This is a genomic window from Bacillus sp. EB106-02-03-XG38, from assembly GCF_058792175.1.
Window position 1 is genome coordinate 92235 of record NZ_JBYTED010000001.1, and the last position, 16848, is coordinate 109082.

13 protein-coding genes and 3 pseudogenes are annotated in these 16848 nt (G+C 30.9%); 15 read left to right on the plus strand and 1 reads right to left on the minus strand.

Going from position 1 to position 16848, the window contains the following annotated elements; translation table 11 throughout:
• The 8 genes and pseudogenes from AC3WTI_RS00400 to AC3WTI_RS00435 form a co-directional block, all read left to right on the plus strand.
• Positions 1-367 (plus strand): LPXTG cell wall anchor domain-containing protein (locus AC3WTI_RS00400; protein ID WP_492304291.1); only part of this gene is annotated, 367 nt, incomplete at its 5' end.
• 913 nt (positions 368-1280) lie between these two features.
• Positions 1281-2699, plus strand: coding sequence for an AcpB/EbpR/MafR family transcriptional regulator (locus AC3WTI_RS00405; RefSeq protein ID WP_087959473.1), 1419 nt, complete (start codon positions 1281-1283; stop codon positions 2697-2699).
• 467 nt (positions 2700-3166) lie between these two features.
• The gene (locus AC3WTI_RS00410; RefSeq protein ID WP_097842077.1) at positions 3167-3832 is read left to right on the plus strand and encodes an aquaporin; all 666 of its coding nucleotides are present in this window, start codon (positions 3167-3169) and stop codon (positions 3830-3832) included.
• A gap of 932 nt (positions 3833-4764) precedes the next feature.
• The gene (locus AC3WTI_RS00415) at positions 4765-4974 is read left to right on the plus strand and encodes a DUF2187 family protein (RefSeq protein WP_000335216.1); all 210 of its coding nucleotides are present in this window, start codon (positions 4765-4767) and stop codon (positions 4972-4974) included.
• Positions 4975-5182: 208 nt separating this feature from the next.
• A pseudogene (locus AC3WTI_RS00420) lies at positions 5183-5454 on the plus strand (HU family DNA-binding protein).
• A gap of 483 nt (positions 5455-5937) precedes the next feature.
• Positions 5938-7092 carry a sensor histidine kinase gene (locus AC3WTI_RS00425; protein WP_087959475.1) on the plus strand — a complete coding sequence of 385 codons (1155 nt, stop codon included), beginning with the start codon at positions 5938-5940 and terminating at the stop codon, positions 7090-7092.
• Entirely contained in the window at positions 7092-7757 is a 666-nt protein-coding gene (locus tag AC3WTI_RS00430) for a response regulator (protein ID WP_087959476.1), read from the plus strand. Before AC3WTI_RS00425 ends, AC3WTI_RS00430 begins: the two co-directional genes overlap by 1 nt.
• Positions 7758-8113: 356 nt before the next feature.
• Positions 8114-8911 (plus strand): cell wall hydrolase, encoded by a 798-nt coding sequence (locus AC3WTI_RS00435; RefSeq protein WP_000762325.1) that lies wholly within the window; start codon positions 8114-8116, stop codon positions 8909-8911.
• 166 nt (positions 8912-9077) lie between these two features.
• Here the strand turns inward: AC3WTI_RS00435 and AC3WTI_RS00440 are convergent, their stop codons facing one another.
• A complete protein-coding gene (locus tag AC3WTI_RS00440) occupies positions 9078-10499 on the minus strand; it encodes an AcpB/EbpR/MafR family transcriptional regulator (protein WP_087959477.1) in 1422 nt (473 codons plus the stop codon).
• A 511-nt stretch (positions 10500-11010) separates the two neighbouring features.
• Here AC3WTI_RS00440 and AC3WTI_RS00445 point away from each other — a divergent pair.
• The 7 genes and pseudogenes from AC3WTI_RS00445 (at position 11011) to deoR (ending at position 16779) form a co-directional block, all read left to right on the plus strand.
• Complete coding sequence (locus AC3WTI_RS00445; protein ID WP_370452595.1) at positions 11011-11136, plus strand: DUF6157 family protein; 126 nt, start codon at positions 11011-11013, stop codon at positions 11134-11136.
• A gap of 173 nt (positions 11137-11309) precedes the next feature.
• Positions 11310-12317 (plus strand): MBL fold metallo-hydrolase, encoded by a 1008-nt coding sequence (locus AC3WTI_RS00450; protein ID WP_097842076.1) that lies wholly within the window; start codon positions 11310-11312, stop codon positions 12315-12317.
• 300 nt (positions 12318-12617) lie between these two features.
• A pseudogene (locus AC3WTI_RS00455) lies at positions 12618-13119 on the plus strand (glycoside hydrolase family 3 C-terminal domain-containing protein); the annotation flags it as partial.
• A gap of 124 nt (positions 13120-13243) precedes the next feature.
• Positions 13244-13387, plus strand: a pseudogene (locus AC3WTI_RS00460) (pentapeptide repeat-containing protein); the annotation flags it as partial.
• Positions 13388-13667: 280 nt separating this feature from the next.
• Entirely contained in the window at positions 13668-14294 is a 627-nt protein-coding gene (locus AC3WTI_RS00465; protein WP_097842075.1) for a LysE family translocator, read from the plus strand.
• 527 nt (positions 14295-14821) lie between these two features.
• Entirely contained in the window at positions 14822-15358 is a 537-nt protein-coding gene (locus AC3WTI_RS00470) for a GNAT family N-acetyltransferase (RefSeq protein WP_097842074.1), read from the plus strand.
• 473 nt (positions 15359-15831) lie between these two features.
• Positions 15832-16779: a DNA-binding transcriptional repressor DeoR gene (gene deoR, locus AC3WTI_RS00475; RefSeq protein ID WP_087959481.1), complete on the plus strand. Its 948-nt coding sequence runs from the start codon at positions 15832-15834 to the stop codon at positions 16777-16779.
• Positions 16780-16848: the final 69 nt, after the last annotated feature.

A 16848-nucleotide genomic window follows, 5' to 3' on the forward strand; every position in this document is an offset into this window, starting at 1 on the left:
AGAAACAGAAAAGCCAGGTGAAGAAACAGAAAAGCCAGGTGAAGAAACAGAAAAGCCAGGTGAAGAAACAGAAAAGCCAGGTGAAGAAACAGAAAAGCCAGGTGAAGAAACAGAAAAGCCGGGTGAAGAAACAGAAAAGCCGGGTGAAGGAACAGAAAAGCCGGGTGAAGGAACAGAAAAGCCGGGTGAAGAAACAGAAAAGCCGGGTGAAGGAACAGAAAATCCTAATTTACCAGAAAAAGGACATGGTTCTTCTAATGATCAACAACTTCCAGCTACAGGACATGATATGAACTACCTTCCATTCGTTGGTCTTGTTCTTGTGTTATTAGGAATACGTTTAAGATTTATGACTAAAAATAGTTAATAGGTGTATAAAAGGCATAAGAGAAATGTTATCTCTTATGCCTTTTGAATTAGTACAGGTCTGATTTGTTGGGTGAAATGAGTTCCTAAATAATTAAATTAGAATTGAAAGAAATGAGAGAATCAATGGAGCGAGTGGAGAAGAGATTAGATTAGAAAAAATAGAAAAACAAATCATCCTTCAAAAAGTATCTAAATCTTCATTCATCGTTCTTTTCGTTCATATAATTGCGAAGGCGAGAGAGTAAGAACTTCACTGAATTTATGGTTGTTATACCACGTTGGGTATCGTTAATGTTTTGGGAAAAAATACCTCTGGATAGCTTATTTACATAATTTTCGTTAGCGGAATATACGTTTTGATCATATGTAAATATGCTTTCGGTTATAATAGTTCTTCATTATACATTTGCACCACAACTTGATTTTTTATAATCCCCTCTATCTATAGATAGAGGGGATTATAAAAAATCAATCTTAAGATAGATGTCTAAAGATAATAAGAATGATAACTTTATAATTAGTGGTTATTTTCACTAGAGAATGAAACTTATTAATTATCGTTGTGAAAGAATATTAATAAGTTTATACAAGTCTATAAATGATTGACATTCATTCATTTGTGTATTTATGGATATTACTTTTACAATTTTATTTTTAATAAGTGTATGCATTGAGAAGCCTGATTCATATGCCCTTCCGATTTTAAAATACAAAACAACTTATAGTAAGTAGGAATAGAATAAAGAATGTATGATTTAAGAATGGAATATATAATAAGGTCGTAACACAGAAAGAGTATTAGTGTTGTCCTAAATTTTATATGTATGTAGAAAAATTACTTTCATTAAATAGAATCTTTTTTTATTAGTCTATTCTGCATCGTAAATACATTTAAAAGAGAGGAAATATTAATGCTTGAGTTTACACATAGTCTAATTCATGATAAACCAGTAAAAAGAATGATTCAAATTCTTGAAATTTTAGATAATGGTCAAAAATTGGTGCCTTCTAAAGACATAGCTGAGCAACTTCAATGTTCAATTCGGACGGTTTCAAACGATATTTCTCAACTGAAAAGCGACCTTCCTGAACATTGGGATATTATTAGCATAAAATTGAAAGGGTATATATTAATTAAACCCGTTACTGATTCGATATTACCTATTATAAATTCGTATTTAGATGAAAGTATAATATATAAAATTATGCTCGGCCTATTTAATAACAAATGCTATACGTTGGAAAAGTGGTCTCAAAATTTATTTGTAAATAAATTAACACTGAAAAAACATATAAAAGAACATAAAAAAATGCTTAAAAAGAGCATGTTAGAAATTAAATTAAGAGAAATCAAATTAGATGGGGAAGAACTAAATATTAGGCATTATTATCACGCTTTATTTTATAATACGCAAAAATATACAAAGCAATTCTTATTGCCAAATATACTAAGGGAAGAGATCTTAAATATTCTACGAGGGTATAAAGTAACGGTAGATTTTGAGATGTTGTGTGTTATTTTATCTATTTGTATAAATAGAGTGTCCAATAAAAGTTATATAAAAAGTGAAATTAAAGATGTACCTATATATGATAGCCACCAAGCCGATTGTATTACTGAAATTATTCTAAAGTTTGAGAGGTATTATTCAATCAAGTTACCTGAAAATGAAATAAAAGCATTACATGTTAATTTAATCTTAGCATTCGCTACTACGAGCAAACAAAGTGAGGTAACGCTTGAATATTTAAAAGAATTTAAAAACAATGATTATCATAACTATTTAAAGCTTATCGATATTCTTATGGAAAAACATAATATAAAAAAAGAAAAAAAGGAAAAATTAGTAGCAGGTTTAAGTTCTGTTTTTTATTATTGCTTAATTTATAGTCAATATAATTTATCATTAGGATTCTATTTCAGTTCATTGGATAAACTTGAAAATGAGTCTTTACAGAATTACAAAGAAGATAGGACCTTGGTTTCATTTTGGAATAAAACTCATAATGAAAAAAGAATGTATAAAGAAGAAATTGAATTTTTCACCACTTATGTGACACTCCTTTTAAATTCTTTCTCAGATGAAATTAATATTTTGTTTTTATTTAACGGTATAGAGGTGGAGAAGCGATTTATATATTCAACATTAACCAATAGTATTGGGAGAAATGTAAAAATATATAATTCAATTAATGATGGAATAAAATATGATTTTATTATTACTAATTATCAGCCACAAAATACAAAAACCCCAATTATATACTTTTCAGGAAAGTTAACGGAAGGTGACATTAATTCAATTAAAAGTTGTATTTATCATTTGAATTAACCTTTACTGTTTCTATAAGTTCATGTTGTATACTGAAATTCGGTAGTAACAATAGAAATAGGAAATTAGACAAAAACAGTAATCACCAGAGGTTACTTATGAATTTTTCCTACCCTTAAATACGAGAAGTTCATTAGATGTAATGTGTATCAATTAATTGGAATAAGTATTGGCAACGATAATATTAAAATGTCAAAAAGGATAATTTTCGTTACATTTTTACCGCTTAACCGGAAAAAATGTAACGAAAATACTATTTTGTGTTTGTTATAATTTAATTGAGTTTTTTATGAACTGTAATGTATTTATTCAAGTTCAGTATCTTATTCACTGTGTTTTAAAAAGCATTCACTTGTAATAAAAGTGAATGCTTTTTAATTTGTAGTTCTATTAAAGAGAACTTAATTAACATGAAACGATTTATAACTCTATAGAATTGTTTCATGCATATTTAAAGGAGGAAAATCATGATAAACAAAGCAATTGCTGAATGTATTGGTACATTTGTATTGGTGTTATTTGGGACTGGAACAGCGGTAATAGGTGGGGGAGTGGAAGGAATTGGTGTTTTAGGGATTGCGATGGCCTTTGGATTATCAATTGTTGCTATGGCATATAGCATTGGAACAATTTCTGGTTGCCATGTGAATCCTGCGGTATCTATTGCCATGTTTATAAATAAACGAATGACGGCTAAGGAGCTTGCGTATTATATAGTAGCACAAATCTTAGGTGCTTTATTAGGAACTGTAACCTTAGTAACCATTTTAAAATCATCGGGTATGACATTAAGTAACTTAGGTCAGAATAGTTTTGGAGATTTAGGGGCATCGGGTTCATTAATAGTTGAATTCGTGTTAACATTTATCTTTATTTTAGTTATTATCGCTGTAACTGGTAAAAAGGGGATTACTAATTTAGCTGGAATTGTGATTGGTTTTACTTTAGTGTTAGTGCACTTATTAGGTATCTCATTAACAGGAACTTCTGTGAATCCTGCACGTAGTTTTGCACCGGCATTATTTGCTGGTGGAGAAGCTATTTCTCAATTATGGGTATTCATTGTTGCTCCAATCCTAGGTGGAATCGCTGCTGCTATGGTGGGGAAATATTTATTGAATACTGAGAAATAACATTATCTATATTTTAAATAAGCTGTCTTATATTGATCATAATGTGATAAAGATAGCTTGATATGATAATTAATAGGATCCACTTCAAGTAGTAAGAGAAAAAATTCTATTCTGCCATGATTTGAAAATGCCTCCAATTGGAATTGGAGGCATTTTCATTTAATATAAGACAATATGTAGGGGTAATAAAATTCGTTAATTTAGTGAATCTTCTATATAAATACAAAAATAGCCGGTACTCAAATTGAGTACCGGCTATTTTTCCGTGTCATAATATCTATTATTGCTTTCCCATCTTTGCAATAAAATCATAACATAATAGTATTTGTTGAACATTTTCATTTTTGCTTTTAATAAGGAAATTTAAGAACGCTTATTGAAAGAGATCTGTGTAATAATAATAACTGACAACTAAACACGTTGTCTCCTTAAAAATTGCAAGAGCAAGATCCCTTATTGTAAACCTCTTCTGCATTCCTAGCCAGAAGGGGTTTCTTCCAATATAAATAGAGAATCTACCTACCTTATTTTTGCTAACATGAAAAACTAAGATATACGAAATTTCTGTATAAGAGAAAAGTCATTAATTTTTTAAGGGATCGTTCCAATTTATAGAATAAGTTTTATATTGTTACTTATAGCACCATTTGGTTTTGCTTCCTCTAACAACTCGTGTTTTAAGAATGGACAGGAAAGAAAAACAAAAAATTCAGAAGTGTATATTGCGTTAAATTTAAATAAATAGTTTATAAATAGACTTAAAATATAGTGTAAAAAGAGGGATATGAGCTAGTTTGAACTTGAGAACTCATTTTTATATATACTCATACACTTGAATATCCTTAGAGAAACAGAAAACAACCCAATTGATGATTATAAAATTACAAAGGAAGTTTGAAGAAACAATTGCAAATATTGCATAGGAGGTTTATATGTGCAAATTATCCGAAGTTAATAAAGGGGATCTTGTACGCTTTACATATCGAGATAATTCTAAGGTGAAATTGCAAGGGTATGTAGTAAGTGTACTAACCAATACTATAGTTGTAGATATTTCAGAAGATATATTAAAGAGGGGATGCGAAGAGATTGAACCTCGACAGGTTGTTAAGCATGGTCATTACAAACAAAGATATAAATAATTAAGTTAATAATCACTTATATGATTTGTACTCTAGTTCATCTGATTAAGAGTAAATAGGATAATAAAAAATATTTGAGAATTTTATGTAGTATAAAATATTTTTATTTATTTTATCTAGCATTAAATCATGGCAAGCACTTAAATGGTGTAATGAAATATAAAATTCGTTATAATTTCATTCACGTACAATTATAGGAATGACGGTAATGAATAAAATAGAAATAGTAAAAAATGTAGCAGAAAAAGTAGAACTGTCCCAAAAGAATGCTGCTGTATCAACGCAAGTTGTTCTAGATGAAATTACAAAAGCTTTAGCTAACGGAGAGAAAGTACGCTTATCGGATTTGGAACATTTGAAGTTCGTGAACGCGCTGCTCGTACAGATCGTAACCCACAAACAGGTGAAGAGATGCAAATTGCAGCAGTAAAAGTACCTGCTTTCAAAGCTGGAAAAGAATTAAAAGAAGCCGTAAAATAACGATTATCTTAAGAAGAGGACCCTACATATTGTACTGGTCCTTTTCTTAATTCTAAACGAAACGAAACGAAATTTATTTGTTTGCCGAGAAAGTATCTATTTCTTAACCAAATTTAACTGTACTTATAATTATGATAATAGCTGGTATTTCATATTTATCATTGTTGATTATTGATCTGGGGTGTTGTAATAGCGTATGTAACAGAATACCGGTATTCACAACAATTTATAGATATTATAGTTTCAAATCAATTGAATTTTAATGTTATAGCTCCTTTGTCTTATAACATAGCTAATATTAATACGTTATTTTATAAATATATTTTCTGCAGTTTATATGGGAAATCATATATCTCAAAAATTTTATTTACCATGAAATATCTAGATATGAATTTTTATATTCGTAATTAATAAATAAGGAAATCAACATCTATTTATGGGGAAATATAATACTTTAATAATAGGGGGTGAGGTTCTATCAATATGGAAAAAACATTTTATAAATTTATTGGTAGTCATGTAGGGAATGCAATTGGAAGTATTTTGTTGTGTCTGTTTTTTTATAAAGCCTTCGCTCCATATGGTACTTTTGCAATATGGGTATGTAGTATATTTGTAGCAATTTATCTATGGATGTTAAATGCACCTAAATACCGTTGGAATGAAAAAAAATATTTGTTGTTTTTCTCTGTATTAGTAATATTGTCTTGTATGGTACATTTTTTTTACCCTGGTTATCCCAACTATGTATTATTACCACTTCTAATTTTTCTTGCTGCGGCTGAACCAAAGTGGGCAAGAACTACGACTGTGTTATCTGGTATAACTGGCATAATATTAATGTTGTTTATAAGTTCTAATCTGTTTCCATATCAAGAAATATTAATGATAACTGGTATCTATGTTTCGGTTCGTAGTACATCTAAGCTAAAGGAAGCATATCAAAAAAATCAAAAGCAGTTAAAAGAATTAGACGAAGCCCATGCTGAACTACAAGAAACAACTCTACTTTCAATGCGATATGCTGCTTTTGCCGAGAGAACAAAATTAGCGCGAGAAATTCACGATGGACTTGGACATCAAATGACCTCACTTATTATTCAATTACAAGCGCTTAAAATTATGTTAAAGAAAAAACCAACTGCAGCAAATGAATCTGTCGACGATCTTTTAAAAGTAGCACGTAAAGGGATGGAAGAGATCCGAACTGCTGTAAGGGAGTGGACAAGTGATGAAAAGGATCTTGGACTTACTTCCTTAAAGGGATTAATTTCACAGGTTCAGGCGAACTCACTATTACAAATAGAATTTATTCACAGTGAAAAAATATCTGAGTGGACAATGGAGGAAAGTACAATAATGTATCGTATCTTACAAGAGTCTTTAACAAATATTTTACGACATGCACATGCAGATTTTGTTATTGTGAGTGTTATAGAAATAGATGGAGTAGTAAGTTTGTCAGTTGCTGATAATGGCATATTTAAGGGTGATAAGGAATTAGAATTGGGATTTGGTCTGAATGGTATGAAAAAACGTTGTGAGTTGGTCGGGGGCAGTTGTTCCTTTACTTTAAATGAACCGAAAGGATTACGTGTGGAAGCGAGGATTCCAATTCATAAGAATGGAGTAGGATGATGGTAGAAAAGATTCGAATTGTACTGGCTGATGATGAACCGTTTGTTCGAAAGGGCCTATGTTATATTATTGGAATGCAAGAAGATATGGAGATAATAGGAGAATGTGAAAACGGGCAGGGGGTAATTAGTACAACTTTAGAGACGGTTCCAGATATGGTTATTATGGATATTCAAATGCCTGATATATCCGGTATCGAGGCTACTAAAAATATTATGGATAAATTACCAAATACTAAGGTTGTTTTATTAACAACGTTTGATGTACAGCAATATGTCTTAGATGGTATTCGCGCCGGTGCAGTTGGATATATATTAAAAGATACAGAAACAGAGGAAATGTTAGATGGTATACGTGCCATGAATAGAGGGGCCATGATTTATAATAGTACGACAGCAAATCATGCTTTTGCGCAATTTTTGAAGTATGATAATGTTCCTGAGGAGGATAGTACAGCAAATGAATATGCAGAGGCTTTAACGAAACGAGAAATTGATGTTTTACAATTATTAGCCTACGGGAAACAAAATCATGAAATAGCAAAAATTCTTTGTGTCTCGGAAGGAACGGTTAAAACTCATATCCATAAAATTCTGCAAAAGTTAGAAGTAACAGATCGTACACAAGCAGCTGTACTGGCAATTAGACAAAAAATTGTGAAGTGAAGCCAGCTGTGCAAACAGTAAAAGGTTATTTAAATTAAGTTAAAGCCTGTATATGAACAAATTATTATTCGTAATAAAGTTAAAATGGAAATACGTATATAACTGAAGAAGAAATGTATTAAAGATCCTATCTTGAAACTCTTATAGATTCAAGGTAGTTTTTAATTTGAGGATTAGGACAGATTATACAGTTCTATTGAAACCTAAACGTTAATATCATCGGCAATTTAACTGTGTATATAGAAATGCAAATACAATGACTTAAATTATATGTTTTGTTACGCTATAACTAGCTTGATTTATTTTTAGTTTAAACATAATTAAGCTTATTTGAATTTTTTAGGAGGTTTTTTTGAATGAAGTTATGTAAGGTGAAAACCTGGTTACCACTATCTGCAGCAATGATTACAATAATATCAAATCCAGTAGGGGCTGCAGCTTCAACAGTCTATACAGTTCAAAAAAATGACACTATGGAAGCGATAAGTAAACAATATGGAGTGTCCGTACAATTACTTAAACAAGCTAATAGCAAAGTAAATGATCAAATTAATATTGGAGAAAGCTTAACAATTCCAGGATCGTCAACTGCAAATGAATATGTTCAAAATAATAATTCAACAGTTTCAACGAATACATATCAAGCAATTTACCAAGTGAAAAGCGGGGATACATTAAGTTCTATATCACAACAATATAAGGTTTCAATACAGTCTATAAAACAAAACAATAAAATAGACGGAAATCATATTTTTGTCGGTCAGCACTTAAAGATCAATACTGGTATTTCATTACAAGAAGTGGACTTAATGGCTCGATTAGTAAATGCAGAAGCAGGAGGAGAACCTCATGCAGGAAAGGTTGCGGTTGCAAAGGTAGTATTAAATCGGGTTAACGCTAATGGCTTTCCAAATACAATTAAAGACGTAATTTATGAACCCATTAAAAATGGTTATGCATTTACTCCTGTTACAGACGGTAGGATTAATCAGCCTGCTACACAGGAAGCAAGAATAGCAGTAGAAGAGGCTCTCACCTCCAAAGAAACAAATTCGGAATGGCTCTATTTCTATAATCCTCAAACATCCACTGACAAATGGATTACAACACGTCAAACTGTGGCGCAAATTGGAAATCATCTGTTTGCTAAATAATAATTGAAGTTTGTTAAACTGTGATTATCTTTCATTTATATGCGTTTACGTGTTAAAAATCATTTTATTATTTAAAGAACAAACCGCCTCACTTTGTTTTTTGCGTGAGACGGTTTGCTTGGAAGAAAATAAGGGTTTGTACCCCATGTTGTTATGAAGGGAACTTTTAATCAAATAGTAAATCATTAATATCTTGGATATCTTTTTTAGTAATAAATTGATGAATGAAATAAACAGGTGAATCATTAGGATAAGAAGTTGTTCCATCATTGGTAATTATAAGATCGTATTTTGTTGAATTGTCTAGGTTTAAATGAATATTTATAGACTCTTCAAAGTGTGTCTTTAAAGTCATATTGGCAAGTTTTGCATACGCTGGATTTCCTGAAAAAGAAAATAATACATTCTTTCTGGAGTAGGTGGAGTAAAGAATATGAATTGTGTGTTGTGCTAGGTGACTAATGTCATTTTCATTAAATTTATTCTCGTTGATAGTAGTATTCCACTTAGAAATAATAAGATGATTTGTATCATACATTTCTTTTAAGCTGGGAACTAGGTAATTTGGCTGTGTATAAAAGCAGTCCATTGAGAATTTATACTGTTTAGCAACATAAAGTTTATAAAAATAAATACATAATTCTGATTTTAAATAACCACTTTGTATAGTATGTCTTTTATTATTAGAAATAAGCATATCCACAAGCTTTAAAAAATCTTGATAATAGTTTTCGTTTTTTTTCTCAAGATATTTAAGCGTTTTGACTTTTTGTTGCGCAATACTAGTTGAACAAAGAAAGAAAGCAAGATTTAATGTGTCTATTTCGTCCTGAGGGAGGTTCACCATACAGTAATCCTCAATGATAGAGATTATTTCATTGAAACAAAGTGATTGTTCGAATGTAAAAATAACAGGGAACTGAATATTAGTATCTGCGAAATGATTGCCAATAATTCTCTGAATAGAGACATAAATAATCACTTTTAATAAATTAGAATCTATTTTTACATTATGTGAATTAAGAGTATTGTTAATGTTTACCATTAAATCGTTTGGTAGTGAAATTACATTTGTATACTGTTCTATACTAAAGAAAAAAGCTTTATAAAGAAATCTTATATTGATTTCTTCTCCGTTAATTTTAATCAAGCCTAGTTTAAATTCTAAATTATTGGGAGTTAATATAGATTTTTCAAAATCCTTTAAATTACTCCGTAATGTGGATTTATTTATATATAAAATTTGCGACCACTTTTCTAAAGAATAATACCTATTAATAAATATTTCTGTGAGAATTTTGAAAATCATACTGTCTTTTATGGATGACATAATAATTGGAGAAAGACTGTCAGTTGTTGGTTTTTGTAACATGTAGCCTCTAGATTTTTCTCCGACTATATCCCAAGTTTCAGGAAGCGAAATTTTAAGTTCACTAATTTCACTTGTAATAGTCCGATTTGAACAGTTAATTTGTTTTGCCAATTCAATAGAGGATATGGATTTTTGTTCACCACTTAGTATTTCAAGGATTTGAATTTTTCTTTTTGTAGATTTGTTATAAATTAAGTTTGATACAAGTATATTCATAAATTGTCTCTCCTAAAGCTATTCCTAAAAATTTACATAGCTTTACAAAATACCCTGTATTTATTTTATAAATATAAGATTGTGATGGCTAGTAAAAAATCTTTAATTTGTATATGTTGTAATTTTCAGTTTTTATAAATTGTCATAGTTTTAAATCTATAGAATGGGGAATCCTTCTAAGTGAAAAATAGATTGGAAATTTTTATTTTTATACATAAAGCGACGAAAAAGCTATTTAATTCAAAATAAAGTTGTTAAAAAATGCAAGTCACTCTGTTCAAATAATAGAAAATTGAAATGATCTTTATTAAGGCCAAAGGGAAGGATTATTGAAGCAGGAGTTCGACGATATTTGTATAGCTGTAAATATCATATATTTATGAAAAATCGATTTACTAAAGAGGGTGTTATATGAGTTAAAAGAACACACTTATTACTATTTCAGGATATTCAAAAGCTTACTTCTGCCATAGTACCTGCCACCAGATGTGGAAAACCTACTATTCCTTCTATTGAATACGATTTAATTATGAATGTGCCTTATAAGTTTACACAAAAAGATGTGCAATTTAAAACTTGCTTAATCAAAAATCAAATAGAAGAAAATAAAGATGAACTACGAAAACAATTCTTTTAAAAATCTAGGGCTTTCTTCAGAGCTTCTCCTTTAGTGAAGAATTATGGTTGGGGAATACACTATAACGATCAAGATTGAATTTCTAAATATGGAATAAATATGTTTAGTTATCCAGTAATATTGCTTTAAAATATGTATTAATAATATATTATGTCTAGAAAAGGAGATTGTTTTTGAAATATATATTAAGAAAAAAAGTTAAGGGTATTTTTATAGGGTTATTAGTATTGGTGATAATTGCTTCCATTTTTGTTTATTATAAATTTTTAATACCTTCAGCAGATATTCAGCAATACAAGGAATATTATGCTCCAAAGACAATACAAAAAGTATTGGATCAAGGAGGGATAAAGGTCACATTTTTAGGAACATCATCTTTATTATTTGATGATGGTAATACACAATTAATGATTGATGGTTTTATTTCTAGGCCATCTTTTCCAAGGATAGTGTTTAGCAATTTAAAAACAGATGAAGATACTATAGATAAAGTTTTTAATAGAATAGGAGTTGATAATAATAAACTTAAGGGATTGTTTATCGCACATACACATTATGATCATGCATTTGATTTAGCTTATATTGCTAAACGAACGGGAACACATCTATATGGTTCAGAATCAACAATGAATGTAGGTCTTGGTGGTGGCATAAATAAAAAACAGATGTCTGTATACGAGATAAATAAGGCTATACAGTTTGGTGATTTTACTATTACTGTTCTTCCATCAAAACATTCACCAACCTTTGACGAAGGGGAAAAAGTAACGGAGCCACTCAAACAGCCAGCTAAAGCCTTAGATTATCATGAGGACTCTTCGTATGATTTCTTAATTACACATAATAATAGAGCTTTCCTTGTTAAACCAAGTGCTAACTATATAGAAGGAGCATTAGATGATATTCGAGCTGATGTTTTATTTTTAGGAATAGGGGGATTAGGAAAGCAGGAAAGTACTTTCCTAAATACGTATTACGAACAAACGGTAAGAAAGGTGCAACCGAAACTTGTTATTCCAATACATTGGGATGATTTCACCAAACCATTGACAGATACACTTGAAGTAATGCCTAGATATGCAGATCATACTAAAAATGGATTGGATTTTATAATTCAAAGGACAAAAGCTGATAAAATTGATTTTCAAATACTTCAAGGTTTTCAAAGTATTTATTTTTAAGAGGAGGAATGTCCATTAATAAAGAAAAGGCACCCTAAGGTGCCTTTCTCCGACTTGATAACCACTTTAATTTTAATAATAGGAGTGTTGGACTCCCAGCCAAATATTATTTTATCATATATCCTAAGCATTGAAAGCGCATTCATTAACTTTCTTAATTATTTTATCCATAATCTTTTTATATTTATTAAACTTTTCACCTTTCATCCCGACATTCAGTTTGAAGTGAAAAAAGGCACCCTAAGGTGCCTTTTCCAATAGTTTTTTAAGCAGAAACAACTACATCCAATAATGATTAATGGAGGGAACGGCTATGTCCCGATCAGCCTTCAATACAAACCGTATACTGCCGAAGTTGTTCGTGAACAAAGTATTGCAGGTTGATCCGAGAGAAAATGATGTTCTTAACCCATCATACAAAGGTAAGACTGTTACGACATACAATTCTCATGATTTAGAAGCTGTTCTCGATACAAATAAAAAGATGAAAGGCAAACCAGTTGTTGTATCATTGATGCAATCCAATCCGACAATTGTTAAAGAATTTGAAGCAGAAGTTGATGCTATTTTCACGCATTTTGGTATGGAAGATAAGGTAATCATGGAATTACTAATAGGTAAATTCGAACCCTCAGGCCTCCTACTATTTCAAATGCCTGCGAATATGAAGACCGTAGAAACACAATTTGAAGATGTTGCACATGACATGGAGTGTCATGTTGATGAAGAAGGGAATATTTCCGACTTCGCATTTGGTTTGAATTGGGGAGGTGTTATTGAGGATAACCGAACTGAAAAATAGCGAAAAAAATGATAGTTTCAAGTGAAAATACGAGCATAGTATATTCAAAAGCGTATTTGAGAATTTGAAAATAAGTTTTACAAATGCTTAATATTTCCATTAATAGAATTTATGATATTAATATTTTATTGGTGCGGATTTGCGAGATGTTAATTTCAGTGGTGCAAATCTGTCCACCAGTATGTTTTTAACCCAAATGCAGATTAATTCGGCTAAAGGTGATATAAAGACATCATTACCCTCTCATATCTATCGACCTTCTCATTAAATTAACTAATGTGTATATATTTTCGTATTGAAAAGGAATTTTGAAGATAGTTTTAATATCAGCTTTATTCAAGAAAAGAGAATTTTAATGAAGTAATAAAAATCCCAATTTTCTCTATAAATTTACGGAGAAGTTGTGGTTTTTAATATTGGAATTTCTTTATCTTTGTAAATCCGCATTTTCCTGTCGGAACCCTTGATCAAGTCTTTTAAATTTAATGTTTTAATGAAAAAAGCTATACTGTAAGCAAAACTAAAAATTGGAAAGGAAATACTAGAACATGGAAAATTATCTATTATTTATCCTTACAGCAATGTTAATCATAATGATGCCTGGTCCTGGTTTTGCACTAGTTACAAAAAATACTATCTCGCATGGTAAAAATGGTGGGATAAAGACTGTTTTAGGAACGATATCTGGAATGATGATTCATACAATAATGGCTACGTTAGGACTTTCTGCTATCTTAATGAAATTTGCTATGTTATTTACATTTATAAAATATGCTGGGGCTGTTTATTTAATTTATTTAGCTGTAAAGTCAATTAAAAGTGCCTTACATAAAAAAGAAGATATGTCAGGTTCAATAGAAATGAACTCTAAGGATATAGGAGCAATTAAAAGCTTTAGGCAAGGATTTACTACGGCAATTTTAAACCCAAAAACTGCTGTGTTTTTCCTTAGTTTTTTACCCCAATTTATTGTAAGTAATCAAAATCATTTCCTCCAATTTCTTTTATTAGGAGTCATATTTACGACTTTGACAGCGATATGGTATTTACTTTATATCTCACTCATACGTCAATTAAGAACTTTTTTAAGAAAAGAAAGAGTGAACCGTACAATAGAAGGTATTACAGGCGCGGTATTATTAGTATTTGGAGTGAGATTGTTTTTCCAAAAATAAATATGTATATAAATAAAAGAAATAATCATTATTGATTATTTCTTTTATTTATCCCGCTTTAATGGGCAGTGAGACCACCATCTCAAAATTCAGCGAAAGCAAAGAAGTTAGGTGGGGGACGGGCTGCCCATAAATGTCCGATTAGTGAGGGCTAATAATCAGTGGGGCATGAAGAACCCCCCACTGATTAAAGTTTCACTTTATTTCACAACTACTATTTTACAATTGATTTCACACCCTCATACTAATTTTATACACATATCTAATTTGAACTTTAAAAATGACTTCCTCAATAATCTGACCGGTTTGCTTTATAAGAAAAAATCAAGGTGGTTTAGATGACTAAAAAAATGTGGAGGTTGCCTCTAAAAGATGAATGATTGAATTATGATCTATAATAAATTTTGAGAATAAAAACCTTTACTATTTTTCATTTTTACTTATTGTCTAACGGTGCAGATTAATGGAACAGATAAAGGAGTTTTGCTTACCGTAAAGAAAAAATAAAGAAAGAAAAAAGTAAGGGGATGAATAAAATTTTAGAACGAAGCAATCATATTATTCAAATTAAACCTTGGGAAGACAAGGACCTTGATTTACTTTATCGTATTAACACCCCAGTGATGATGCAGCATCTTGGAGGTCCAGAAAATGAAGAACAAATTTTGAAGCGACACAAACGGTACCTTGAACTGGTTAGTAGAGGATGTATGTTTAGCATTTTATTGTTACCAGAACGAGAATCAGTAGGTTCTGTTGGCTATTGGCAAACTACTTGGAATGATGAAAGTGTGTACGAAACTGGATGGAGCGTCCTTCCCGCATTTCAGGGGAAAGGAATAGCGACAACTGCAGTAAAGTTGGCAATAGAAGAAGCATCCGCTGAGAATAAGTATAGGTATATTCATGCTTTCCCCTCAGTTGACAATCCAGCTTCAAATGCAATTTGTCGGAAGCTTGGATTCGAATTAATCTCCGAATCCGAATTCGAATACCCTCCTGGTAACTTTATGCAATGTAATAATTGGCGTTTTAACTTAATTCCCAGTAAATCGCCTTTATAAAATAACAGGGGTGTTTATGTAATAGGAGTCACCACATATGCCCATCCAGCTAAGGTTTTAAATGACATTACGTATGGAATTAAGAAAAAGCATGAAAAAGAGACCAAAAATGGTCTCTTTACTAAATCTTACAGAAAAATGGATGGAAATTCTATAGGAATGAGAAAAAAGTCTTTAATATCCTAGGCCTCATATACAAGATTTTCTATGTTCAATAACTTAATTCTATCATGCAATTTGAACGGCTTTGCTATCGTTACTGCAGAAAAAATGCGAATTAAATGTTAATCAATTTACATGCTTCAAGCGTATCTATATTAAGTTTGTAAATCTACACAATAAGTTTTCATTACATAAATTAAGTGTAGTAGAAGTTCAGTTAGAAAAAATTCGGGAGTCGAATTTTTTTGCATAAAGCTGTATAATGCTTGTAACGAAAAGGAAATACAGGAAAGGATATGTAATGAGTTACTATGGATAAAGATAAACAACAATTAAGCGTTGAAGTTGCTAGATTATATTATCAATCAGATTATAGTCAGCAAGAAATTGCTAATAAATTAAATATTTCAAGACCGACTATCTCTAGATTATTAAAGTACGCAAAAGAAAAAGGATTTGTTCAAATTAGTATAGCCGATCCATTTGCTGATTTAGATAACGTTGGGAATTTACTGAAAGAAAAGTATAACTTGTTAGAGGCACATGTCGTATTTTCTCCAGTGCCAGAATATGCAACGATTACAGAGTATATAAGTAAATATGCAGCTGAGTATATGGAAAAGACGGTTAAAACTGGTGATATCGTTGGGGTAAGTTGGGGAATGACGATGTATGAAATCGCTAGAAAAATTGTACCGCAACATGTAAAAGGTGTAGAAGTTGTCCAGTTAAAGGGTGGTATTAGTCATTCGAGTGTAAATACATATGCGAATGAGACGATAGCTTTATTTGCAGATGCTTTTCAAACGACGCCAAGAAATCTCCCCCTTCCAGTTATATTTGATAATGCAGTGACAAAAGAATTAGTAGAGCAGGATCGACATATTCATCACATTATCGAAATGGGGAAACAAGCAAATATTGCAATTTTCACTGTAGGAACAGTGCGAGACGAAGCGCTATTATTCCGATTAGGTTATTTCGATAAGGATGAAACGAGTTTACTCAAAAAACAATCGGTCGGTGACATTTGTTCACGATTCTTTGATGGGGACGGAAATATTAGTAGTGAAGAAATTAATAAGCGGACTATTGGAATTGAGTTAGAAGAACTGAAATTAAAGAAACGCTCTATTTTAGTTGCTGGTGGTAATAGAAAAATAAAAGCAATTGATGGTGCGTTACGTGGTGGGTATGCAAATGTATTAATTATCGATCAGCATACGGCAAAAGAAGTGTTACATTATAAAAAAGGTTAGAAATAAAAGGCTTTCTCAAGATGTTAATTTTGAGAAAGCCTTTTATTTTGTTATGTATAAATTATGGGA

What these genes read in the sequence shown, in the direction of transcription:
- AC3WTI_RS00405 (WP_087959473.1), top strand. Translation starts at nt 1,281, where the DNA reads ATGCTTGAGTTTACACATAGTCTAATTCATGATAAACCAGTAAAAAGA.
- AC3WTI_RS00410 (WP_097842077.1), top strand. Translation starts at nt 3,167, where the DNA reads ATGATAAACAAAGCAATTGCTGAATGTATTGGTACATTTGTATTGGTG.
- AC3WTI_RS00415 (WP_000335216.1), top strand. Translation starts at nt 4,765, where the DNA reads ATGTGCAAATTATCCGAAGTTAATAAAGGGGATCTTGTACGCTTTACA.
- AC3WTI_RS00425 (WP_087959475.1), top strand. Translation starts at nt 5,938, where the DNA reads ATGGAAAAAACATTTTATAAATTTATTGGTAGTCATGTAGGGAATGCA.
- AC3WTI_RS00430 (WP_087959476.1), top strand. Translation starts at nt 7,092, where the DNA reads ATGGTAGAAAAGATTCGAATTGTACTGGCTGATGATGAACCGTTTGTT.
- AC3WTI_RS00435 (WP_000762325.1), top strand. Translation starts at nt 8,114, where the DNA reads ATGAAGTTATGTAAGGTGAAAACCTGGTTACCACTATCTGCAGCAATG.
- AC3WTI_RS00440 (WP_087959477.1), bottom strand. Translation starts at nt 10,499, where the DNA reads ATGAATATACTTGTATCAAACTTAATTTATAACAAATCTACAAAAAGA.
- AC3WTI_RS00465 (WP_097842075.1), top strand. Translation starts at nt 13,668, where the DNA reads ATGGAAAATTATCTATTATTTATCCTTACAGCAATGTTAATCATAATG.
- AC3WTI_RS00470 (WP_097842074.1), top strand. Translation starts at nt 14,822, where the DNA reads ATGAATAAAATTTTAGAACGAAGCAATCATATTATTCAAATTAAACCT.
- deoR (WP_087959481.1), top strand. Translation starts at nt 15,832, where the DNA reads ATGGATAAAGATAAACAACAATTAAGCGTTGAAGTTGCTAGATTATAT.